The organism is Canibacter oris, from assembly GCF_014197205.1.
In the GTDB taxonomy this organism is placed as follows: Bacteria; Actinomycetota; Actinomycetes; order Actinomycetales; family Microbacteriaceae; genus Canibacter; species Canibacter oris.
The window spans coordinates 1-22,399 of sequence record NZ_JACIFD010000012.1; the positions used below are offsets into that span (position 1 = coordinate 1).

At 57.5% G+C, this 22,399-nt stretch carries 20 protein-coding genes; 18 read left to right on the forward strand and 2 right to left on the reverse strand.

Annotation, left to right across the window (positions count from 1 at the left end):
- From F5897_RS06055 to F5897_RS06110, 12 genes are all read left to right on the forward strand, one after another.
- A partial coding sequence (locus F5897_RS06055) for a signal peptidase II (RefSeq protein ID WP_183304858.1) occupies positions 1-343 on the forward strand: 343 nt, incomplete at its 5' end.
- Complete coding sequence (locus F5897_RS06060) at positions 343-1,260, forward strand: RluA family pseudouridine synthase (RefSeq protein WP_124823853.1); 918 nt, start codon at positions 343-345, stop codon at positions 1,258-1,260. The genes F5897_RS06055 and F5897_RS06060, both read left to right, overlap by 1 nt.
- Positions 1,261-1,290: 30 nt before the next feature.
- Positions 1,291-4,815, forward strand: a complete 3,525-nt coding sequence (gene dnaE, locus F5897_RS06065; RefSeq protein ID WP_183304859.1) for a DNA polymerase III subunit alpha — start codon at positions 1,291-1,293, stop codon at positions 4,813-4,815.
- A 43-nt stretch (positions 4,816-4,858) separates the two neighbouring features.
- A complete protein-coding gene (nadE, locus tag F5897_RS06070; RefSeq protein ID WP_183304860.1) occupies positions 4,859-5,686 on the forward strand; it encodes an ammonia-dependent NAD(+) synthetase in 828 nt (275 codons plus the stop codon).
- Positions 5,679-6,206: a peptide-methionine (S)-S-oxide reductase MsrA gene (gene msrA, locus F5897_RS06075; RefSeq protein WP_183304861.1), complete on the forward strand. Its 528-nt coding sequence runs from the start codon at positions 5,679-5,681 to the stop codon at positions 6,204-6,206. Before nadE ends, msrA begins: the two co-directional genes overlap by 8 nt.
- 241 nt (positions 6,207-6,447) lie before the next feature.
- The gene (locus F5897_RS06080) at positions 6,448-6,915 is read left to right on the forward strand and encodes a single-stranded DNA-binding protein (RefSeq protein WP_183304862.1); all 468 of its coding nucleotides are present in this window, start codon (positions 6,448-6,450) and stop codon (positions 6,913-6,915) included.
- A gap of 137 nt (positions 6,916-7,052) precedes the next feature.
- Positions 7,053-7,520: a DUF6993 domain-containing protein gene (locus F5897_RS06085; protein WP_183304863.1), complete on the forward strand. Its 468-nt coding sequence runs from the start codon at positions 7,053-7,055 to the stop codon at positions 7,518-7,520.
- A gap of 93 nt (positions 7,521-7,613) precedes the next feature.
- Complete coding sequence (locus tag F5897_RS06090; protein ID WP_183304864.1) at positions 7,614-7,994, forward strand: ATP-binding cassette domain-containing protein; 381 nt, start codon at positions 7,614-7,616, stop codon at positions 7,992-7,994.
- Positions 7,972-8,253 carry an ATP-binding cassette domain-containing protein gene (locus tag F5897_RS06095; protein WP_183304865.1) on the forward strand — a complete coding sequence of 94 codons (282 nt, stop codon included), beginning with the start codon at positions 7,972-7,974 and terminating at the stop codon, positions 8,251-8,253. The genes F5897_RS06090 and F5897_RS06095 overlap by 23 nt, the downstream gene beginning before the upstream one ends.
- A 53-nt stretch (positions 8,254-8,306) precedes the next feature.
- The gene (locus F5897_RS06100; protein ID WP_183304866.1) at positions 8,307-10,889 is read left to right on the forward strand and encodes a hypothetical protein; all 2,583 of its coding nucleotides are present in this window, start codon (positions 8,307-8,309) and stop codon (positions 10,887-10,889) included.
- Between the two features lie 67 nt (positions 10,890-10,956).
- Positions 10,957-12,639: an energy-dependent translational throttle protein EttA gene (ettA, locus tag F5897_RS06105; RefSeq protein WP_124823861.1), complete on the forward strand. Its 1,683-nt coding sequence runs from the start codon at positions 10,957-10,959 to the stop codon at positions 12,637-12,639.
- Between the two features lie 195 nt (positions 12,640-12,834).
- The gene (locus tag F5897_RS06110) at positions 12,835-13,302 is read left to right on the forward strand and encodes an acyl-CoA thioesterase (RefSeq protein WP_183304867.1); all 468 of its coding nucleotides are present in this window, start codon (positions 12,835-12,837) and stop codon (positions 13,300-13,302) included.
- A gap of 12 nt (positions 13,303-13,314) precedes the next feature.
- On the opposite strand, the gene F5897_RS06115 is transcribed toward F5897_RS06110, so the two are convergent.
- Entirely contained in the window at positions 13,315-14,118 is an 804-nt protein-coding gene (locus tag F5897_RS06115) for an alpha/beta fold hydrolase (RefSeq protein ID WP_183304868.1), read from the reverse strand.
- Positions 14,115-15,098, reverse strand: a complete 984-nt coding sequence (locus F5897_RS06120) for an acyl-CoA thioesterase (RefSeq protein WP_124823864.1) — start codon at positions 15,096-15,098, stop codon at positions 14,115-14,117. The genes F5897_RS06115 and F5897_RS06120 overlap by 4 nt, the downstream gene beginning before the upstream one ends.
- Before the next feature lie 68 nt (positions 15,099-15,166).
- Between F5897_RS06120 and F5897_RS06125 the strand changes: the two genes are divergently transcribed.
- The 6 genes from F5897_RS06125 (at position 15,167) to F5897_RS06150 (ending at position 22,384) form a co-directional block, all read left to right on the forward strand.
- Positions 15,167-15,892 carry a DUF8185 domain-containing protein gene (locus F5897_RS06125; protein ID WP_183304869.1) on the forward strand — a complete coding sequence of 242 codons (726 nt, stop codon included), beginning with the start codon at positions 15,167-15,169 and terminating at the stop codon, positions 15,890-15,892.
- Positions 15,893-15,960: 68 nt separating this feature from the next.
- Entirely contained in the window at positions 15,961-16,215 is a 255-nt protein-coding gene (gene rpoZ / locus F5897_RS06130) for a DNA-directed RNA polymerase subunit omega (RefSeq protein ID WP_124823866.1), read from the forward strand.
- Positions 16,216-16,408: 193 nt separating this feature from the next.
- Entirely contained in the window at positions 16,409-18,496 is a 2,088-nt protein-coding gene (locus tag F5897_RS06135) for a primosomal protein N' family DNA-binding protein (RefSeq protein WP_183304870.1), read from the forward strand.
- Positions 18,497-18,538: 42 nt separating this feature from the next.
- Positions 18,539-19,486: a methionyl-tRNA formyltransferase gene (fmt, locus tag F5897_RS06140; protein ID WP_183304871.1), complete on the forward strand. Its 948-nt coding sequence runs from the start codon at positions 18,539-18,541 to the stop codon at positions 19,484-19,486.
- Complete coding sequence (locus F5897_RS06145; RefSeq protein WP_183304872.1) at positions 19,479-21,026, forward strand: RsmB/NOP family class I SAM-dependent RNA methyltransferase; 1,548 nt, start codon at positions 19,479-19,481, stop codon at positions 21,024-21,026. Before fmt ends, F5897_RS06145 begins: the two co-directional genes overlap by 8 nt.
- Positions 21,027-21,115: 89 nt before the next feature.
- Positions 21,116-22,384: an MFS transporter gene (locus tag F5897_RS06150; RefSeq protein WP_183304873.1), complete on the forward strand. Its 1,269-nt coding sequence runs from the start codon at positions 21,116-21,118 to the stop codon at positions 22,382-22,384.
- Positions 22,385-22,399: the final 15 nt, after the last annotated feature.

The following is a 22,399-nucleotide window of genomic DNA, read 5'->3' on the forward strand; positions in this document are numbered from 1 at the left end:
TACCTGGGTTTTCACCCTGATTGCCGCCGCCGTGGTAATCACCGTGCTGGTGAAAGCCCGGTATGTCGAATCAAAGCGCTGGGCTGTGGTAATCGGGCTGCTGCTCGGCGGCACCACCGGAAACCTTGTCGATCGGCTCTTTAGGGCGCCGGGATTTGCAGTCGGCCACGTGGTCGATTTCATTCACACTCCCTGGCTGGTGCCCGCCGTTTACAATGTCGCCGATATCGGATTAACGCTTGCGGTGCTGGGAGCAATTGCGCTATTGATTACAAATGTGCCACTGCGCCGTGTCGTGACAGATCCCGCAACACCGCAGCAGAACGAAAGCGAAGACTCCTAATGCCACAGCTGTTTACTGTTGTGCCGCCAGAAATGGATGGGATGCGAATTGACGCTGCTATTTCCCAGCTCACCGGAGTTAGCCGCAGCTGGGCGACTGAGATAATCGCCGCAGACGGTGCGCAAATTGGCAACCGGGTGCTGAAGAAAAGCGACAAGCTCAGCGCGGGCCAGGAACTGATGCTCAGGTGGCAGCCGAAACCAGAGCCCACCGTGGTGCCGGAGATTATTCCGGGGCTGAAAATCGTGCATGATGACGACGAACTGGTGGTGGTCTCAAAACCGCCAGGGGTTGCGGCGCACCCCTCAAACGGCTGGTACGGCCCCACAGTGCTGGGCGGCCTCGCGGCGCTCGGATATAGCATCGCAACCTCAGGCGCTGAGGAGCGTCAAGGTATTGTGCATCGGCTAGACCAGGGCACCAGCGGGCTAATGGTGGTCGCTAAAAGTGAGTACGCCTATGCTGAGTTGAAACGGCAGTTCAAGGCGCGGGAGGTGCGGAAAATATACCACACCGTTGTGCACGGGTACCCTGATCCACTGGCCGGAACGATTGATGCGCCAATCGGGCGTGATAATCGCTCCGCGTGGAAGTTTGCGGTGACGGCCGATGGCAGACACGCGATAACCCACTACGAAACGTTGGAAATTTTCCCGGCGGCGACGCTGCTAGAGGTGGGATTAGAAACCGGCAGAACCCACCAGATTAGGGTGCATATGTCGTCACTCAATCACCCGTGTGTCGGCGATGTGACCTATGGTGCAGACCCGAAAATGGCGGCGCAGCTGGGGCTGGAACGGCAATGGCTGCACGCGTATGAGATAGAATTTACTCACCCGGGCAGCGGTGAGCGCGTGATGTTTAGCGCCGACTACAGTGCCGATTTAGAGCGCGCCTTAGAAATTCTCAGCAGCTAGCAAGCTGTGCCAACAGCAGTGAGGAAAAAGATGGCCAAGGAAGAATTCGTCCACCTGCACGTGCACACCGAGTATTCAATGCTCGACGGCGCAGCGCGAATCGGCGAACTCGTTTCCGCTGCGGCAGCTGCCGAGATGCCGGCAATCGCGATTACTGACCACGGTAACGTCTTTGGCGCTTTCGACTTTTGGCGCCAGGCTAAAAACGCTGGGATTAAGCCGATTATCGGCACCGAAGCCTACCTGTCTCCGGGCACACACCGCAGTGACCGCACTCGCGTGCGCTGGGGCAACGGCGGCGGCGACGATGTGTCTGGTGGCGGCGCCTACACACACATGACAATGCTCGCCGAAACTACCGGTGGGATGCACAATCTGTTTCGGCTCTCCAGTTATGCTTCCATCGAAGGCTACTATTTTAAGCCGCGCATGGATTTGGAGCTGCTAGAGCGCTACGGTAAAGGGCTAATCGCCACAACCGGCTGTCCGAGCGGCGAAATTCAGACCCGGTTGCGGCTGGGACAGTACGATAAAGCCCGCGAAGCAGCGGCCACCTTCCAGGACATCTTCGGTAAAGAAAACTTCTTTTGTGAGTTGATGGATCACGGCCTCGAAATTGAGCGCCGTGTCACCCAAGATCTGCTGCGGCTCGCGAAAGAAATGCAGATACCGCTGGTCGCCACCAACGACCTACACTACACTCACGCGGCTGATGCGACAGACCATGAGCTGCTGCTCGCGGTGCAATCAGGAAGTACGCTGCAGGATCCAAACCGCTTCAAATTTGATGGCGACCAGTATTATCTTAAGACCGCGGCTGAGATGCGCTCGCTCTTTAAGGAGCTGCCAGAAGCCTGCGACAACACTTTACTAATCGCCGAACGCTGCAACGCCGAATTTAACCAGGGCGCGAACTACATGCCAAACTACCCGGTTCCGCCGGGGGAAAGCGAAGAAAGCTGGTTCGTGAAAGAGGTTGAGCGGGGGCTAAACTACCGCTACCCACAGGGGGTGCCGGACGCAGTACGCAAACAAGCCGAATACGAGGTGCAGGTTATCACCCAGATGGGCTTCCCGGGATACTTCCTGGTGGTTGCTGACTTTATCAACTGGGCGAAGGATCACGGCATCCGCGTCGGTCCGGGCCGTGGCTCGGGCGCGGGCTCAATGGCCGCCTATGCAATGCGTATTACCGACCTTGATCCACTTGAGCACGGTCTCATCTTCGAACGCTTCCTGAACCCAGACCGTGTCAGCATGCCTGACTTCGACGTCGACTTCGACGATAGACGGCGGGGCGAAGTGATTCAGTACGTTACCGAAAAGTACGGCGATGAGCGGGTGGCGCAGATTGTCACCTACGGCAATATCAAATCGAAGCAGGCCCTGAAAGATGCCTCGCGGGTTTTGGGCTTCCCGTTCAGCATGGGGGAGAAGCTTACCAAAGCGATGCCGCCAGCGGTGATGGGCAAAGATATTCCACTGTCTGGAATTGTGGATCCGGCACACCCGCGCTACAAAGAAGCGGCTGAGATTCGCACCCTGTTAGAAACTGACGCGGAAGCTAAGCAGGTGTTTGATGCGGCACGCGGCATCGAAGGGTTGAAGCGGCAGTGGGGCGTCCACGCGGCCGGGGTAATCATGTCTAGCGATCCGCTTATCGACATTATCCCGATGATGATGCGCGAAAAAGACGGGCAGATCATCACCCAGTTTGACTACCCAACCTGTGAAGGCTTGGGGCTCATAAAGATGGACTTCTTGGGGCTGAGAAACCTCACGATTATTTCTGACGCCCTCGAAAACATTAAACACAACCGCGGTGAAGAACTTGATCTGGAAGTGCTGGAGCTTGATGATAAAGCATCTTATGAGCTGATGGCGCGCGGTGACACGCTCGGCGTGTTTCAGCTCGACGGCGGCCCGATGCGCGGGCTGCTCAGGCTGATGAAGCCTGATAACTTCGAGGATATTTCAGCGGTTTTGGCACTGTATCGCCCTGGCCCGATGGGAGCTGATTCACACACTAATTATGCGCTGCGTAAAAACGGCTTGCAGGAAATCACGCCGATTCATCCGGAGTTGGCCGAGCCGCTCGCGGATATTCTAGACACAACCTATGGCCTGATTATTTATCAGGAGCAGGTGATGGCGATTGCACAGCGGGTTGCAGGTTACTCCCTAGGGCAGGCAGATATTTTGCGCCGCGCGATGGGTAAGAAGAAAAAGGAGGAGCTCGACAAACAGTTTGAGGGCTTCTCCGGTGGCATGCTGGAGCGTGGTTTCTCGCAGGCCGCGATTAAAACGCTGTGGGATATTTTGCTGCCGTTTTCTGACTACGCTTTTAACAAGGCGCACTCTGCCGCTTACGGTGTTATCAGCTACTGGACGGCATATCTCAAAGCGCACTATCCCGCCGAGTATATGGCAGCACTGCTGACCAGCGTCGGTGGCAAAGACAAAGACAAGCTGGCGCTGTACCTCAACGAGTGCCGCCGTATGGGCATCGAGGTTTTGCCGCCGAGCGTGAACGAGTCAATGTCAATGTTTGCCGCGGTTGGCGCTGATATTCGCTTCGGCATGGGTGCGATTCGTAACGTCGGTGAAAACGTGGTGGCCGGCATCATCGCGGCGCGGCAGGAAGCGGGAGAATTTGATTCATTTAAAGACTTCCTGAAGAAGGTTCCCGCGAGTGTGCTCAACAAGCGCACTATCGAGTCGCTGATTAAAGCCGGCGCGTTCGACGGTCTTGGGCACACCCGGCGGTCGCTTGTGGAAGCACACGAGCAGCTGATCGATCAGGCGCTGCGCGACAAACGCAATCAGGAAAGCGGCAACATCGGCTTCGATTTTGATTCACTGTTTGCGGATTCGGCAGCCCCCGAGACCGCTATCGACAATGACATTCCAGAGCTTCCAGAGTACACCAAGCGTGACAAACTCGCCTTCGAACGGGACATGCTCGGGCTCTATGTTTCCGACCATCCGCTAAAAGGCCTTGAATACGCCCTCACCAAAGAGTCAAGCCACACCGTTGGCCAGCTGCTGGAAGCTGAAAAAGTGGACGGTGAAACCGTTACCCTTGCGGGGCTCTTGACCAAAGTTGAGCACGCTACCTCGAAAGCAGGGAAGCAGTATGGCAAAGTGCTGTTGGAAGATTTTTCCGGCGAAATGCAGGTGCTGTTTATGGGTAACTCTTACGGCGAAAACGCACACAAGCTTGCCGCAGACCAGGTTGTCGCGATTCGCGGTCGCTTAAATCAGCGCGATGACGGAGTGGCAATGCACGCATACAGCGTAACCACTATTGACACCGCTAACGTCGAGGCGGCGCCGGTGCTGAGGCTACAATTACATTCCCGCAGGGCTACTGTTGAAGTTTGTGAAAAACTGTTGGTTGTTTTGCAACGATACGAGGGCGCCAGCGAGGTGCAGTTAGAATTGCTCGATGACTCCGGTACAGTGCGAATTTTCGAACTGCATCAGCGGGTGCGAGTGGGAGCCGACATTATCAGTGAAATTAAGGCGCTGCTCGGCGCGGGAGCGATTTTGTAATCGCACAGTCAGTATTGAAGTTATTGTGAAGGGAAACCGCAACATGGGGCCGAATTTACAACAGCGGATTATCTCCGAGCTGCGCGTGAAACCGCAGATTGATGCCGCCGCAGAAGTCACGCGCCGGCTAGATTTCATCACCTCATACCTGCGAGTTAGCGGCGCACGCGGGTTGGTGTTGGGAATTTCTGGCGGGCAGGATTCAACCCTCGCGGGGCGGCTCTGTCAGCTGGCCGTAGAGCAGGTGCGGGAAGCCGGGCATGACGCGGAGTTTATTGCGGTGCGTTTGCCGTACGGAGAGCAGTTTGATGAGGCAGATGCGCAGGCAGCTTTGCGTTTTATCGCTGCGGATCGCACTGTCACAGTGAATATTAAGAGCAGTGTTGACGCTTTAGTTGCTGAGCTCGGGCATGATTTCGGGGCGGTGACTGACTTTAACAAGGGTAATGTGAAAGCCCGGGTGCGGATGACAGCTCAGTATGCGATTGCGGGGGATAGCGGCTGCCTAGTGGTGGGAACTGATCACGCTGCCGAGGCGGTAACCGGTTTCTTTACGAAACACGGTGACGGCGCAGCTGATTTGATGCCGCTTGCGGGGCTCACAAAGTCGCAGGGGGCGCAGCTTTTGGAGTATCTCGGGGCACCGGCTGCGCTGTGGCAGAAGGTTCCCACCGCGGATCTGCTTGACGGGGCACCGGGGCAGACAGATGAGAGCAGCTTGGGAGTAAGCTATCAAGAAATTGATGCTTACCTGCGAGGCGAAGAGATTGACTCGGCAGCTGCGGCAAACATTGAAAAACGGTTTTTAGTTTCACAGCATAAACGGAATATGCCGGCGACGGCGGAGAGTGAGTGGTGGCAAAATGGCTGAGCGTGAGTATGTGTTAGCTGGGGGTTGCTTCTGGTGTTTGGATGCAGCATTCCGGGCATTGCGCGGGGTGACCGAGGTGGTTAGTGGATATGCTGGCGGCACCCTGGCGGACCCTAACTATGAGGCGGTGTGCACGGGGGAGACCGGGCACGCAGAGGCCGTGCTGGTGCGTTTTGATGATGAGGTGATTCCGGCAGAGGTGATTTTGGATGCTTTCTTCACGATGCACGACCCCCGCCAGCTGAACCGTCAGGGAAATGACGTGGGTACACAGTATCGCTCAGCGATGTTTGTGGCGGATCAGCAGCAGCGCGAGGAGTTTACCGCGGCGCTTGAGCGGGCGGCGGAGATTTGGGACGGCGATCCAGTCACAACCCTGGAAGATTTGACCGAGTTTCATCCGGCGGAAGAGTATCATCAGAACTTTTTTGCCAAGAACCCCGAGCAGGGATACTGTTTGGCGGTTGCGGTTCCGAAGGTTAATAAGGTGCGGGCGGCTTTTAGTCAGTACTTGAAGTAGCCTGCCGCGGTCGCTGCCGGCGCACTTGCGGTGCGGCGCGTTCTGGTCGGGCTGTGCGCTTGACGGTGTATGCTTTGGGGACGCAGCGCCGCAACTGATTATTATATTGGGGCTGTGTAAAACATCTGTTACTGGGTGTTTTACACAGCCTCTTAATTTTTGCGTTGCGTGCTGTCGGTGCTCGTCAGACTAGGGTTAGTGATTAACAAATCACTGCAAGGATAGATGTAAGGAGTATCAAATGTCAGCACACGCAACAATTATTGGCACTGTAGCTACCGTGCCAAAGCTCACCACTTTTGACAACGGAGGTAGCAAAGCGAGCTTCCGGCTGGCTGCGAACGAACGCCGCCTAGACCGTGCTACCGGGCAGTGGGTTGAGGGTAGCACTAACTGGTTTAGTGTTAATGCCAGTCGGGAACTCGGAGAACACGTGGTGATGTCACTGCGCAAAGGAGACCGCATTGTGGTTACTGGCAAGCTGCGAGTCAGGCAATGGGAGACCGCGGAGGGTCGTAACGGTTATAGCGTTGATATCGATGCTGAGGGCGTCGGGCACGATTTGCGCTTCGGCACTTCTGCTTTTACTAAGAAAGAGTATGCTGCGAAGAGTGCGGCTGGCAGCGAGTCGCAACCCGGAGAGGCGAGTGACCTTGCCGCGCTGGCGCAGGTTGAGCAAGCCAGTTGGGCAGCGCCAGCAGCAGCGTAGCTGCAGCAGCAGTTGCCGGGCAGCGTGGCTGTGTGTGAGGGCAGGTGAAATCTATGTTATTTCACTGTCTTCATGCGTGGCCCGCTGCCCCTCTGTGCTCGCAGCGGAGTTTAAGCCATACTAAATAAAATGGGAGCATGAAGAAAACTCCTTTAGCGCTAGTTTCCTGTGCCGCTCTGTCTTTGCTGCTGGGAGGCTGTGCACAGGTGCAGCAAGCGTTAGCGCCGGCTCCTGCAGCACGGGAAAGTCAAGAGATTGATGACACCGCGCTGTACGTCAGAAACGGTTCGGCGGCGGATAACGAGCCTTATTTTGTGCGCATCACTAAGGAGTATGCTGAGTCAGATCAGCCGCTAACCGGGGAAGCGATGGTTAATACTTTCTCTGACGCGGGGTTCATCAAGTCAGATATGCAGGTGAGCTACGATAAAACTAAAATCAACCTAGATGCGGATTCTCTATTTCTGTCCGTGCGCTTCGGGGATGAGTGTTTGATTGCGCAGGTCGGGCGCGCAGCGCGAGACTATGTTACCGACAGGGCCCCGGTGGTTGGCGCTGACCCTGGGCAGTGCCTAATCGGGCAAACACGCCCGATTGACTGGTGAGTATAGTTGGCGCGTGGCAGCTATGACAATTGATTTCTGATTTTCATTTATGTTAAATTCTTAGTAATTTTACGTAGTGGTCTGGGAGCGAAGATGGTCACAGTCGCAGAAAATTTACTTGAAATTAAAAACCTCAATTATGGTTACCGTGTTAACGGAAAACGTATAGAGCTGTTGCCCGAGTTATCTTTGGAAATAGCTCCCGGAACAATCACAGTATTTTCTGGCCGCAGCGGCTCGGGGAAAAGCTCTCTGCTGCAGCTCTGCTACGGGCTTAGAACACCTGACAGCGGCACAGTTAGCTGGTTTAACAAAGACGTGAACCGCATGCCCAAACGCGAAAAACAGCGGCTGCGACGCGAAAAAATAGGTTACCTGCCGCAGGAAACAACGCTGTTTGACGAACTTTCAGTATTGCGTAACGTGTTAGTAGGGGGGGGCGACTGCGGTAGTGGCGCAGGAAATGCTGTCTAATTTAGGTCTTGAAGAATACCTGCGCAGAACCCCAAAACACATGTCGGGCGGGGAAAGACAGCGTGTCGCCCTTGTTAGGGCACTGGCAAAACAACCTCCGATACTGATATTAGATGAACCAACATCAGCACTCGATATAGTTAACGCCGAAAAAGTAGCGCAGCTTTTACTAACAGCTAAAGCTACCGGCAGCGCGGTAATTCTCGGAACGCACGATGCAGTGCTGTTAGACATTGCTGACGAGAAAGTACAACTCTGATGCAAACTAAAGCAAAACCAAGACTTAATAAGCCAGTAAACATTGCCTTAAGCATGTTGGGCATATTAATGCTGCTGGTGCAAACAATCGTTAATGTCACAATCAGCACTAGTGAAACCACCATCGACAGATTGTGGCGTGGTAGCTATGACATTCTAGTCACACATCAGAATTTTAGTGAAGCAGTAAATATCGGCACCAACGAATACGGATTAAACCTCGTCGAACCAAACTACGCCGGGGTCGCTGCGCCAACAATTAGCGCCGAGCAACTCGCGCAAATAAGACAAACTGCAGGCGTCGAAGTCGCAGCACCAATCGGATACATCGGCACTCAAAACAATAACCAAAAATGGCCGCTGGTGTTCATTCCATACGACGTAATCACCGCCAATCCGACGCTAGAACTGCAACTGCAGTTCATCGAACTCAGTGATGATGGCGTCTCGCAGCGGGTAAACCACAGCTCGCAGCTGAAGATAATAATTGACTCACAAGGATGGAATCAGACCAAACCAAGTGACGCAACGCCGCTGCGAGCTGCGGAACACGGTATCAAAACCATTAACCTGCAAGACCCTACCGTGCAGCACAGCGCAATGCTGCACCAAAATGGTCTCACCGTGCTTACTTCGCTGATGCCAATCGCTAACACCACCGTGGTGGCGGTTGATCCACAAGCGGAGCAACAACTATTACCCCCAGAACTCGCTGCCGAGATGCAAAAACTGCAAGACGCAGAGAATATCCTCGCCGCGCAGCCCGCAGCGACAGCGGCAGCTTTTTTGGCAGCGCTAGAAACCGACACTGACTGGGCCCAACAATTGCTGGCCTTGACCGGAGATGAAACTAGGCTGCCTTCGGCCCTATACGGTGGGTTAGGGATGGAAAACCCCTTAGTGCCATACCTGCGAAACACCGCAAGCTATCCGCCGCTCAGCTTCAAAACCGTAATTACCCAGGTAACGCCGCAGGGTGAGCACACCGTGGGCGAAACAACGGTTGATCTAGGCGAGCAAATGCGGCCTTTCGGGGATTTCGGCTTTGTCGTGCCCTGGCCCGGAGTCGTGGCTGATGTAGACCCTGCCTTTGCACTGAGTTACGGCGGATACTACTCCGCAATGAAAGTGGGGCCGCTGCAATTACGGCAAGACGATAGCGCAGACGGACACACTGTGTTTAAAGTGCAAACATTCGGTTTTGCCGCGCCCGTGGGCACGAATTTTAGCCCCGAATACGTGCCAGAAGGCAAACTACCAGGTGAAATCAGAACTTATCGTGACGCTACAGAAACAGAAATCAGCATCGGTGCATTCGATAAGCAGGGCGCAGCCCATTTTGAAGTGGGAACCTATCAACCACAAATTTTTGACGGCAAGCAGGCGGGATATGTGCCCCTCGGGTTGTACGAACATAACCCACTGCGGATGCAAGAAACTATGGCTGAACTACACCCGGATCTGCACGGGCTGGGGCTGGTAGCACAGAGCCCTAACGTGATAGTGCCATTAAGTGCTGCCGCACATTTCACCCAAGATGAGGTGGTAAATGCGGTGCGCGTGCGAGTTGGTGGAATTTCTGAACTCCCGCGGGAACAGGCGCAGCTGGAAATTGACCGGGTCGCGACACAGCTTCGCGCGTTGGGGCTCAACGCGGTGATTGTCAGTGGCGCTAGTAAACAAACCGTCCCGATGTATGTTCCAGGTTATGCATACGGTGTGACAGACCCAAACGGGGCACAAGAAATTGCAGATTTAGGCTGGGTCGCCCAGGATTTAACCGTCACCGGCACTGACGTGTGGACGGCGCAAACTTTTAAAACCGTGTCTTTGAACGTTGGAAAAATGCTGCTTGCGTTGATGCTGGGCGGGGTGTTTTTGGTTGCCTTGCTGGTCAGACCGCAAAGCGTCAGAGGGCAGCAACTATTAGCGCTTTTAGGATGGTCGAAAACCATGCGGCTGAGGTGGGCAGTCAGCGAAGTTGCGGTGGGAATTACGGTTTTGAGTCTCAGCGGCTGTGCTGCGATTCTGATTTCTACACCAGATAATCGATTGTTTACCGCGGTGTGTATGGCAGCAGCAGTTTTGGCCCTCGGCATTATGTTTAGCGCAATGCGAGGTAAGACACGGCCAGCGAGCGTCATCGGATCGCGGGGAACGCTGGTGTTTTTGGCGGCAGTGTGTGCGGCCAGCGCGGCGGCGGTTGCTATACTGTTGGCGCAGTTGGCGCAGGTGTTGCAGTGGCTAAGCGAAGTGAGCCAGAAGTTTACGCTCTCGCAAGCGGTGTTGGAGACGTTGCTGCCTGCCGGTGCAATGACTTTGTTAGTGGTGATATTTTTCCTCTATCTGCTGTTTTTAGCAGTGCGTATCCGCTTTGGGCTGCAGCGCGAACGAACACGATTTAAATATGAGGTTCTGGCGCAAAGCAGCAGCAAATTAAGCGGTGCTGCCCTCTTTGCTGTGGCGCTTGAAGCGCTGCTCGCGTGCGGCTTGATTTGGTTAGTTATGTGGCTGGGTAGTGCTTGGTTGCAGTTGCAGCCATTGGGTCTTGTAATTCTCCTGGGCACTGTCCTGATTTGGTGCCTAATTCTGACTGTGGCAAGTTTGCAAATGCTGCGACAAGCCACAAGCAGGTAGCAGCGGTCCTTCTCGCAATGCCATAAGATTAGAGGGAGAAAAAAGCGATTTAAGAGAAGAGCGCAACATGGCAGAATACATTTACCAAATGGTGCGGGCGCGCAAAGCGCACGGCGACAAAGTTATCCTCGATGATGTGACAATGTCGTTCTTCCCGGGCGCCAAAATCGGTATGGTTGGCCCGAACGGTGCCGGTAAATCAACCATCCTGAAGATTATGGCGGGGCTCGATACACCGTCAAACGGCGAAGCAATGCTGACCCCTGGTTACAGCGTCGGGATTCTGATGCAGGAGCCAGAGCTTGACGAAGAAAAAACCGTGCTGGAAAACGTGCAGCAGGGTGTTGCTGATCTGAAAGCAAAAATCGATCGCTTCAACGAAATCAGCATGGAAATGGCTAACCCAGACGCAGACTATGATGCGCTGCTGCCGGAAATGGGTGAGCTGCAGGAGCAGATTGATGCCCTCGACGGTTGGGATCTCGATAACCAGCTGGAGCAAGCTATGGACGCGCTGCGCTGCCCACCTTCAGACGAGGTAGTAAAACACCTCTCCGGCGGTGAGAAGCGCCGTGTTGCGCTGTGTAAACTGCTGCTCGAAAAACCAGACCTGCTGCTGCTCGACGAGCCCACAAACCACCTCGACGCGGAGAGTGTGCTGTGGCTAGAGCAGCACCTCGCTAAATATCACGGCGCTGTAATCGCGATTACCCACGACCGCTACTTCCTTGACAACATTGCGCAGTGGATCGCCGAAGTCGACCGTGGCCGCCTCTACCCGTACGAGGGTAACTACTCCACCTACCTCGAAAAGAAAGCCGAGCGGCTGGAGGTGCAGGGGCGTAAAGACGCCAAACTGCAAAAGCGCCTGCGAGAGGAACTAGAGTGGGTGCGGTCTAACGCGAAGGGTCGTCAGGCAAAATCAAAGGCGCGTCTGGCACGCTACGAAGAAATGGCTGCGGAAGCTGAGCGCACTCGCAAGCTCGACTTCGAAGAGATTCAAATTCCGCCGGGGCCGCGCCTCGGTAACGTGGTGCTCGAAGCCAAAGGCCTGCGCAAAGGTTTCGGCGACCGCGTGCTGATTGACGGGCTAGACTTCTCTCTGCCACGCAACGGTATCGTCGGTATTATCGGCCCGAACGGTGTCGGTAAATCAACCCTGTTTAAAACCATTGTGGGCATCGAGCCACTCGACGCCGGCGAACTCAAAATCGGCGAAACTGTGAAACTCAGCTACGTTGATCAGAGCCGCGCCGGGATTGATCCACAAAAAACAGTGTGGGAAGTGGTTTCAGACGGGCTCGATTTTATTCAGGTCGGCAACGTGGAGATTCCGTCTCGGGCGTATGTGTCAAGCTTCGGCTTTAAAGGCCCAGACCAGCAAAAACCAGCCGGTGTGCTCTCCGGCGGTGAGCGCAACCGTCTGAACCTGGCGCTCACTCTGAAGCAGGGCGGCAACGTGCTGCTGCTTGACGAGCCAACCAACGACCTTGATGTGGAAACCCTCGCAAGCCTCGAAAATGCGCTGCTGGAGTTCCCGGGCTGTGCCGTTGTGATTACCCACGACCGGTGGTTCCTGGATCGCGTTGCAACCCACATCCTGGCATATGAAGGCACCGCAGAAAACCCAGCCAGCTGGTACTGGTACGAGGGTAACTTCGAGGGCTACGAGAAGAACAAGATTGAGCGTCTCGGCCCTGACGCGGCAAAGCCGTCACGCATGACATACCGCAAACTGACACGCGGCTAAGAGTCACAAGCGCGGCCGGGGTAAAACCCGGTCGCGCTTTGCTTAACGGTATTGGTTGGTGTCCTTGGCGGTGCCGAGCGATATTCAGTGGCGCTTAGCGGTGCTGAGTTATGTTTTGGCGGATTGAGAGCACTGAGATACACTGAGTGACGCACAGCGGCGCAGCGGCGCAAAACACAGGAGACTGCAAGGAACATGGCGAGAATACACGTAGACATTGAAATGCGGTGGGGCTCAGACCAGGATGCCTACGGACACATCAACAACGTCACCTTCGCGCGCTACCTCGAAGAAGCGCGGGTGCGTGTCTTTTGGCTCGGCACAGCTCGCGAAAAAACCGGGCTCGAAGGGTATTTTCGTGGCAACGACCCCGCCGGGCCGAAAATGTTGGTTGCTGCGCAACACATCGAATTTCTGCGAATCCTAGGGTACTCAGAACATCCCGTCACCGTGGCCATGTGGATAGGGAAACTCGGCGGCTCCAGCCTCGAACTGCACTACGAAATCACAGACAACTCACTGCCCGAAAAACCCGTAGTGGCGCGCGCCATAACCACAGTGGTGATAGTAAACGGTGAGACTATGCGGCCTGAACGACTCGATGCCGCAGGACGCGAGCTCGCCGCACAGTGGCAAGATGCGCCGCTGAAACTCGGGCGCTAAAACCGCGAGCGGCTATGCCTCAGCCGTGATAAATTCGCGCACAAGGCGCTCAAACTCGGCGGGCTGATCCGCATGCACCCAATGCCCAGCCCCGGGCACAGCGACCGGAATCACATCCGGAAACAGCGAGCTCATCAAGGGCAGGTCGCTCTGCTTGACGTAGTTCGAGTCGCTGCCGGCAAGCCACAGCACCGGGCCTGAAAAAGAGGTCGCCGTAGGAGGCTCGAAACCAACAATCTGCGGCAGGGAATTAAACAGCAACCGGACGTTAGCGAGCCAACGGTAGCGGAAAGAACTCGGCTGCTTGACAAGATTGGCAAGCAAAAAATTGCGCATGGTGTCATCGGGAATCGCCGCTTGCAGCTGGTCGTGAGCTTCGCGCCTGGTGCGCAGCGACATCAAATCAAGTTGCAACAGCGGCCCCAACAGGCTGTTAAAAGGAGCAGTGCCGGCGGCAGGAGTGGGAGAAATATCTACGACAGTGAGGCTGTGTAACAGCTCCGGGTGTAACAGCGCCAGCATCATTGCGGTTTTGCCGCCCATCGAGTGGCCCACCAGGTGTACTTTCCCAACCCGCTGCACCTCCGACAGCCGCCTGAGCAGAGCAGCAACCGCATCAGCCATCTGCTGGTAAGAAAATTCTGTGGTCCAGGCGCTGTCGCCGTGGTTGGGCTGATCCACCAAAATCGCGGTTGTGGTGGCTGTTAGTGCCTTGGCGTTCTGTAAAAAGTTCTTACCGCGCCCCATTAGACCGTGCAAAAATACCGTTACCCGCTCTGGGTTGCCGGCGATTACCTCGTAATTAAGCTCACTCATGCTGCTGCCCCCGCGCGCAAGGCATTAGTGTTTGCTGCGTCGGTACGGGCGCGGTGCGAGCCCTGGGCGCCAGGACTCGCGGCGTGGGTGCCCGCTGCTAGCCCGCTGCGGGGCCCGGTGTTACCCGGCAGTCGCACCATCACCTCCTGGGCACAGCTCGCCACCAGCTCACCTGCCTGATTAAAGAACCTGCCCTGCGTGAGGGCGCGGCCACCAGCGGCATGCACACAGCGCAGGTCGTAAAGCAGCCAGTCATCAACGTTAACCTCGGTGTGGAACCAGATTGCTAAATCAAGGCTCGCGACCTTCAATCCAGGAGCTGTCCACGGCACACCATAGCCGCGCAGCACCGGCTCAATAAACATATAGTCGCTGGCAAACGTGAGCGCGGCCTTTTGCAAAAGCTGGGTGCCGCGCAGAGGAGATACCGTCTTTAGCCACACCCGCTGCGAAGCCTTAGTCGCGGCAACCGTGGTAAACACGTCGCTGTCGACATAGCGAAACTCGAACGGCCGCTGCAGGATGAAACTCGCATCGTGATCCGCCGCTAAATGCTGATAGGTGTCGCTCAAACTCGCTAGCTGCTGTGGCTCGGGAATCTCACGCATGTTGAGGGTGTCAGCAAAACCTGGCTGCTCGGCGGGTCGCTGAAAAGACGCGATCAGCGACATGATGGTTTCGCCGTTTTGGAACGCCTGTGCGCGGCGGGTGGCGAAAGAGCCCCCGGTGAAAACACTGTCTACCTCGAAAGTGGTTGCGGCGCTGGCAACTCCGGGGCGCAAAAAATACCCGTGCAGGGAGTGTAGCTCACGATCCGGATCCACCGTGGCACCCGCAGCGTAGGCTGCCTGCCCCATGATTTGCCCGCCGAAGCTGCGTCCGGAAGCTGTTGGGTGAGCCTGGCCCACAAAAATATCGTGGGTAGTGCGGGCGCGCTGCGATGCCACCGTGAGCAGCTCAGACAGTGAGGTGTTAGACATGTGTGAAGCTCCTGAAAAAGGGGTAAAACTGTTTCCCAGTGTAGCGGTGCAGCCGGTAAACTTGCTGCGTGCCCAAAAGTATTATGCTGTTAGACGCCAACGCTGTGCCGGATTTAAAAGTGTATTTGGCACGGTTGCAAAATGCGCAGGTGGATCGGGTGCTAGTGCAAGTAGTGCGCCACGGCGGTGGAGTCAGCGCGGTGTTTGCCGGAGCTTTGCTCGCGCCGGAAAGCCTGCTTGATAAGACCCCCACGGTGCTTGCCGAAAAGGCATATCGGGTGCGGGTGAACGCTGAGGCTGCGGAATCAGGGCCGCGCCTCGGGCTGTCGTCGCCGGAGTCGCCGGAGTCGCCGCAACCGGAGCTGGTGCTGAACGAGGTTTATCCCCTAGCCGCGCTAAACGAGCGCCTTGCCCACTTACAGCGCACCGGAGCAAACGTCATGCAGCTGCCGCCGGCAGCCACCACCGCAAGTTGGGCGGGAGTCACCGCACCGCTTGGTGGCTGGCAAGCGGAGGGGCAAATCGCAGCCAGCTCACTGCAGCAGGTGGCGCAGCAGGGCGCAGCGCGAATCGCCGCAGCTTTGCCCACGGCGCCTGGCCAAGCGATTGTGAACTCGCTGCGGGCCGAGGTGTGGGGTGCCCCGATGCTGCCGGGAGTGCCAGCGGGAGCTGCTTTCGCCCTCGCTCACCTTGGCTTTTTAGAGGGCGCAGAAAACGCGCGGCTACTGCGTCACGGCAACTGGGTGCGGATCGCAACATCCCGCGGCAGCGCGGTGGTGCGGCAAGGGCTGTAACTCCGATGTTGCCTGGCGGAAAACGCCGCAGTTAGATATAATAAGCAAGTTAATACTAGGAGGCTTATATGTCAGGCAACAACGGCATTATTGATCCGTCAATCGACGAGCTGCTGAAGCAGGTAGAGTCAAAATACTCTCTCGTGACCTTCGCGGCGCAGCGTGCACGGCAGATCAATGACTACTACTCAGACCTGCACGACGGCAAGCTGTACGAAAACATTGGCCCGCTCGTTGACTGCTCAGTTGACGACAAGCCACTGACTATTGCACTGCACGAGATTGCCGAAGGCAAACTCGAGCTCTCAACCGATCAGGCATAATTTCTGGGCTTTCACAGCGGCGTCGATTACTGGCTAATCGGCGCCCTTGCCATATCTGCCCGGTATCCACGCTGTAGTCCCGAATCGAGTTAGGCCGAGACCGCGCTAAACTCGTCTCCGCGCTCGTTTTCGCGCTCGTCTCCGCGCTCGGCCCGCATCGCGCCCCGTATCCGCATAACCCACAGGAAACCAGATGTCTGAGCAGCTCTCACCCGCGCCGCGGCGGCAGCCGCGCGTCGCAAAAGTGCTGCTGGATACCCGCCTACCACAGCTCGCACACGTTTTTGACTACGCTATCCCAGAACGCTTAGCCGCCCAAATTCAACAGGGCATGCGCGTCAAAGTGCCGCTGCGGGGTAAACAGCGCAGCAGCTACGGGTGGGTGGTGGAGCTCGCCCAGCACAGCAGTTACGGCGGCGAGCTGGCGATAATCGACGCTCTCGTCGGTGAAGTGCCGCTGCTCACCCCACAGCTGTGGGAGCTGGCGCAAAACCTCGCAGACCGGGCAGCTGGCAGCGCCTGCGACATTTTAAGACTCGCGATTCCCACCCGGCACGCCCGGGCAGAGCGCAAATACCTCATCGAACTGCCGCAAACAGCGGCAGCAGCGGAGACGGCAATAGCTCAGCTCAACGCCCGGATTGCTGCCACAGACGGGGCAGAAATGCTTGCGGGCGGGCAGATCCATCAACTGCCAAACTATAACCCTGAAGCGCTCGCCGAGAAGCTACTGGCCGGCGAAAAGCTGGCCTACACCGCAGCGCACTCGATGGCGCGGCTCGCCAGCGATGAGTGGGTCGGAAACTGGGCCGTGACGCTTGCGGCAACCGCGAGCAGGGTTTTGGCAGCCGGAAAATCGGTGATTATTTGCCTGCCAGACTGGCGCGATCTGGAGCAGCTCAGCGCCGCGCTTACCGTGGCTCTCGGGCCGGCGGCGGATGCACTGGTGCGGCTCGACGCGAAACAATCCGCCGAGAAACGCTTCGGCAACTACCTGCAGGCGCTCAGCGGCACCCCGCGCATTATTATCGGCAACCGTTCGGCGGTGTATGCGCCGGCGGCGAACCTCGGCGCAATCGTGATGTGGGACGAAGCAGACCCGCTACTCGCGGAGCCACTCGCGCCCTATGTGCATCCGCGAGACGCGGCGCTGCAACGGCAGAAACAAGAATCCTGCGGGCTGTTATTTTTCGGCCACAGCCGCTCCGGCGAAATCCAGCGGTTGCTTGACCTCGGCTATTTGCAGCCGCAGCCGCACCCGGTGCACCGCACCAAAATCAGGCACGCTGCGATGCACGTGCAGGGAGACGAATTTGCGGGGCGGATCCCGGAGGCCGCTTTACGGCTCATCCGGCAGGCGGCAGAAACCGGGCCAGTGCTAGTGCAGGTGGCAAAACCCGGATACGCCAGCGCCGTGGTCTGCAAAGATTGCCGCAGCCGTGCGGTGTGTGGGCGCTGTAGCGGACCTTTGGGAGCGCCGCAAACCGCCGGGAAGCTGCAGTGCCTGTGGTGCCTGGAACCGGTAATGCAGTGGCGCTGCAATAACTGTCACGGCAAAACCGCGCACCTGGCTGCCCCGGGAACCAGAATGACTGCGGAACGGTTGCAGCAGCAGCTGCGCGGGTATCGGATTATTGTTGCTGATGGCGAAAATATTGTGACGCGAGTGGATGCGCGCAGCGCCATCGTGGTGGCGACGGTGGGGGCGGAGCCGCTCGCCGCCGGAGGTTACAGCTCGGTCGTGCTGTTAGACGCCGAGAGGCTGCTGCAGATCCCCACCCTGCACGCCGCAGAGGACTGCCTCCGCTGGTGGGAAAACGCTGCCGCTAAAGCAGGGCCACAGGCGGTGTGCCTGCTGGCTAGTGGGTCCGGACCAGTGGTTACTGCGCTGCTGCGCGGCACCGCGGAGCAGTGGCTGCAGGGTGAACTACGCGAACGCCAAGAGCTGCGGTATCCGCCGATGGTGCGGGTTGCGGCGGTGAGCGGGCAGCGCGCCGATGTGCAGGCGGCGCTTACGGCGCTCGCAGAGATTGCCGAGTGCGATGCGCTCGACCCGGTGCCGCTCGGTGACGGCACCTGGCGAGCAGTTGTGCGGTGTAGTTACCGTGCTGCTGCGGAGGTTGCGAAGGTGCTGCGCGGACAGATTCTAGCTGTGGCGGCGGGGCGGATAACGCCCACAAAATCTCGACCAAACCCCAAAATGCGCAGCGGATTACGGGTAAAATTTGATGATCGCAGTATTTTTGATGAGCCGCGCGCGCCGCAGCAGACCGTGCTTTAGCTGTTGCTTGCAGCAGCCTCGACGAGAGAGAATTGATAACAGATGAGAATTGTTTTTGCGGGCACCCCGGCAGTGGCGCTGCCGACACTCGCGGCCCTCATACAACACCCCGCACATCAGGTCGTGGGGGTGCTCACCCGCACTGATGCGCCGCAGGGGCGCAAGCGCGTGCTAACCCAGTCACCGGTTGCGGAGCTTGCCGCAGCCCACGACATCCCCACTTTGAAAGCAAACCGGCTCGACGACGAAGCAACCACCTGGGTACGGCAATTGCAGCCAGACATTGGCGTGGTTGTGGCTTACGGTGCGCTGCTGCGCGAGGAGCTGCTGCAAACACCACGCTTGGGGTGGATCAACCTGCACTTTTCTGCGCTTCCTGCCTGGCGCGGCGCCGCGCCGGTGCAGCGCGCCCTGATGGCGGGTGAAACCACCATCGGGATTGACGTTTTCCGGTTGGTCGCGGAGCTTGACGCCGGAGACATTGTGGCGCGTGACAGCTATCAGGCAACACCTGGGCAGAGCGCCGGAGAGGTGCTGCAGGAGATGGCTGCTGCGGGATCCACAACTGTGTTTAAGGCTCTTGATGAGCTTGCTGCGAATCCCGCCGCGGGCACCGCGCAGCAGGGGGAGGTTAGCTACGCGCATAAACTGCAGCGCACCGACGGCCTGCTTGATTTCGCGCAGCCAGCTGCCGCAGTGCTAGCGCGCTGGGCGGGGGTGACCCCAGAGCCCGGAGCCTACGTCGAGTTCGAGGGCGCCGCGCTGAAACTGGTGCAGTTGCAGCCGCTCACGGTGGAACAACAGCAGCGGTTTGCGCGTCTGGCACAGCCGTTAAAACCGGGCGAAGCGATTATTTGGGAAAAACAGATGCTGATTGCTTGCGGCGCGGGAGCAGTGCTTGCGCCGCTCGTGCAACAGGCAGGGAAGAAAGCGATGCAGGGCAGTGATTGGTTGCGTGGTCGCGGCGCAAAGGCGGAACTAAATGGCTAATAAAGTAGCGGCAACCCGGCTGCTGGCATACGATGTGCTGCGCGATGTTGCAGATCGCGACGCCTACGCAAACCTGGCATTGCAGGCGCGGATCCACAAACAAAAACTGAGCGGCAGGGACGCAGCGTTTGTGACCGAGTTGGTGTCGCAAACACTGCGGTTGCAGGGTAAATACGACGCGATTATTAGCGCCGCAGCAGGGCGCGACACCGCAGAAATTGACGCCCGAACCCTGCGAGTGCTGCGCCTTGGAGCGCATCAACTTTTGGGGATGCGGGTGCCCCAGCATGCGGCACTGCACGAGACCGTGGAGTTGCAGCGCCTGGTGGCGAACCCGAAAGCCGCGGGTTTCGTGAACGCGGTGCTGCGCAAAATCAGTAAACGGTCGCTCGCTGGCTGGGAGACGGAGATTATCGCTGGCAGGAGCGTGGATCAGACCCTCGCCGTGCGGCACAGCCACCCGGAGTGGATTGTGCGGTCGTTGCGAGACGCGCTGAAATCTGCGGGCCGCGCTGAGCAGCTAGAAGAACTGTTAGCCGCTGATAATGAACCGCCGCAGGTGCAGCTGATGTTGTTGCCGCGTGGGTTTGGTGCCACAGATAAAGATGCCCTCACGGATGATGCCCCTGCAACTGCCGCCAGTGATGTCACCGCTAATGCGTTTGCTGCTGAGTTTTCTGCAACGCTCTTGCGGGAGAAAGCGCTCGCAGCCATACCAGAGCATCTCAGCCCCAGCGGACCCAGTCCGTATGGCGTTGCGCTCAGCGGAATGCAGCCAGCTAGCGTTATTAAACAGCTTGCAGCGGCCGGCGTCACCGCCCGAGTGCAAGACCAGGGATCGCAGCTCGCAGCCCTAACTTTAATCGCGGCAAAACCACTCGCCGACACTGAAACCTGGCTAGATTTGTGCGCCGGCCCGGGGGGTAAAACCGCGGTGCTGGCAGCTTTCGCAGCCGCTGCGACACCGCGGCGAATCTCACTGCGCGCCAACGAGGTGGCGCCGCACCGCGCAAAACTCGTGGAGCGGGCCGTGGCCGAAGCAGGGAGCGCGGCGGTTGCTCACACCACTGTGGTGAACCACGACGGCACCACTGCGGCCGCATTCGGTGAACAGCTTTTTGACCGCATCCTTGTGGATGCCCCCTGCTCTGGGCTGGGTGCCTTGCGGCGGCGCCCCGAAGCCAGATGGCGTAAACAACCAGGAGACATTCCTGCCCTGGTAAAATTGCAGGAGCAGCTGTTACAGCAGGCAGCATCACAGCTTGCGGCCGGAGGTGTGCTGGCTTACGTCACTTGCTCACCGCACCTGGCAGAAACCAAAGCCGTAGTGCAAAGACTATTGCGCCGCGATGAGCAGCTGCGATTGCTAGACACAGCGGCTGTGTTCGCAGCAATCCAAGAGCAAGACACCGCAATTATTTGTGAAAACACAATTGTGGGCGACACCGCAACAACTGTAAATAGTGGATCTACCCTGCAGCTGTGGCCGCACGCTAACGGCACAGACGCAATGTTTATCGCGCTGCTGCAGCGTAGCTAGCTGTTTCCCGGTTCTCCTGTCTGGTTGTTGGCGCCAGTGTGATTGCATCGGGTGGCTTGATCCACCAACAAAATTTTTAAGAGGAAAACATGACAACATCAAAATCAGAAGCAGCGGCATTGACGCAGTCCGAGACCCCACCGCGGCATCCGAGTGCGCTGTGGTGGTATCTTTCCGCATCAGGGCTCTCAATGCTCGGCAACTCCATCGCGATGATTGTGTGGCCGTGGCTGGTGCTCGACCGCACCGGTGACCCCGCGGCCGCCGGACTCGTGGCGGCACTGATTGCGGTACCGACGCTGATTTTTGCTTATTTCGGGGGCAACCTCATTGATCTGTTGGGGCGTAAACCGATGTCAATCGTGTCAGACATCATCTCCGGGCTGTCGGTGCTCGCGGTGATTCTGGTAGACAGCACCATCGGGCTGACGATGACGCTGTTCGTAATCATTGGGATTCTTGGCGCAGTAGGCGATATTCCCGGGATGTCAGCTCGCGCGGCGCTGATCGGCGACGTTGCCACCACAACCGGTAAAAGCGTGGCGACAGTCTCCGGTTACAATAACGCGCTGAGTGCCGTGAGCATGCTGGTTGGTCCCGCGCTGGCTGGAGTGATGATGGCGGTTTTGCCGCTTGGGCAGGTACTGTGGATCACCGCAGCCTGCTCCCTGCTCGCGGCGCTGTGCACGATGCTGCTGCGCCTCGCCCCGGCCACCGCGCCTGACGCGGCGGAGCGAGAGCAGTACCGTGGCTTTAAAGGTTGGCGCAAGGTGTTGTCGATCTCGCTGATTCGGCTGCTCGCGCTTGATGCCCTGCTGGCGATGGCGCTTGTTAGCCCGTATCTCGTTGTGCTGTTACCGGCCGCGTTTAAGGCACGTTCGCAGCCGGAGCTTTACGGGCTTGCGATGAGCGCGTTTGCGGTGGGTATTATGGTTACCAGTATTATTGCCGGCAAGATTGTGGTACGGCCGCGCTGGGCATGGGCGCTGACAATGCTGTTTTACAGTGTCGGTTTCTTGCTGATGGCACTGCTTGACAGTCCGGTGGCGGTGATTTCGGGCATGCTGATTGCGGGCTTCGGCAGCGGTGTCGGGACGCCACTGCAGAACACCCTGGTTACAGCGCTGGTGCCCGCTGAGGTGCGAGGCCGTGCCTTTAGTCTGTTTATGGCGGTGAGTCAGGTCGCGAGCCCGATTGGGCTCAGCATTACCGCCGCGGTTTTGGCGTTCATCTCAATTAACCACCTGGCGCTAATGCTCGCCATAATTTGGGTGTTCTTTGCGCTGTATCTCACGGTGCGTGGCTTCCAACTGATGCCGGAAAAGATCGCGGCAGATACTGCTGCGTCTAAGCCTTAAATCGCGCTAAAATTT

What these genes read in the sequence shown, in the direction of transcription:
- F5897_RS06060 (WP_124823853.1), top strand. Translation starts at nt 343, where the DNA reads ATGCCACAGCTGTTTACTGTTGTGCCGCCAGAAATGGATGGGATGCGA.
- dnaE (WP_183304859.1), top strand. Translation starts at nt 1,291, where the DNA reads ATGGCCAAGGAAGAATTCGTCCACCTGCACGTGCACACCGAGTATTCA.
- nadE (WP_183304860.1), top strand. Translation starts at nt 4,859, where the DNA reads ATGGGGCCGAATTTACAACAGCGGATTATCTCCGAGCTGCGCGTGAAA.
- msrA (WP_183304861.1), top strand. Translation starts at nt 5,679, where the DNA reads ATGGCTGAGCGTGAGTATGTGTTAGCTGGGGGTTGCTTCTGGTGTTTG.
- F5897_RS06080 (WP_183304862.1), top strand. Translation starts at nt 6,448, where the DNA reads ATGTCAGCACACGCAACAATTATTGGCACTGTAGCTACCGTGCCAAAG.
- F5897_RS06085 (WP_183304863.1), top strand. Translation starts at nt 7,053, where the DNA reads ATGAAGAAAACTCCTTTAGCGCTAGTTTCCTGTGCCGCTCTGTCTTTG.
- F5897_RS06090 (WP_183304864.1), top strand. Translation starts at nt 7,614, where the DNA reads ATGGTCACAGTCGCAGAAAATTTACTTGAAATTAAAAACCTCAATTAT.
- F5897_RS06100 (WP_183304866.1), top strand. Translation starts at nt 8,307, where the DNA reads ATGTTGGGCATATTAATGCTGCTGGTGCAAACAATCGTTAATGTCACA.
- ettA (WP_124823861.1), top strand. Translation starts at nt 10,957, where the DNA reads ATGGCAGAATACATTTACCAAATGGTGCGGGCGCGCAAAGCGCACGGC.
- F5897_RS06110 (WP_183304867.1), top strand. Translation starts at nt 12,835, where the DNA reads ATGGCGAGAATACACGTAGACATTGAAATGCGGTGGGGCTCAGACCAG.
- F5897_RS06115 (WP_183304868.1), bottom strand. Translation starts at nt 14,118, where the DNA reads ATGAGTGAGCTTAATTACGAGGTAATCGCCGGCAACCCAGAGCGGGTA.
- F5897_RS06120 (WP_124823864.1), bottom strand. Translation starts at nt 15,098, where the DNA reads ATGTCTAACACCTCACTGTCTGAGCTGCTCACGGTGGCATCGCAGCGC.
- rpoZ (WP_124823866.1), top strand. Translation starts at nt 15,961, where the DNA reads ATGTCAGGCAACAACGGCATTATTGATCCGTCAATCGACGAGCTGCTG.
- F5897_RS06135 (WP_183304870.1), top strand. Translation starts at nt 16,409, where the DNA reads ATGTCTGAGCAGCTCTCACCCGCGCCGCGGCGGCAGCCGCGCGTCGCA.
- fmt (WP_183304871.1), top strand. Translation starts at nt 18,539, where the DNA reads ATGAGAATTGTTTTTGCGGGCACCCCGGCAGTGGCGCTGCCGACACTC.
- F5897_RS06145 (WP_183304872.1), top strand. Translation starts at nt 19,479, where the DNA reads ATGGCTAATAAAGTAGCGGCAACCCGGCTGCTGGCATACGATGTGCTG.
- F5897_RS06150 (WP_183304873.1), top strand. Translation starts at nt 21,116, where the DNA reads ATGACAACATCAAAATCAGAAGCAGCGGCATTGACGCAGTCCGAGACC.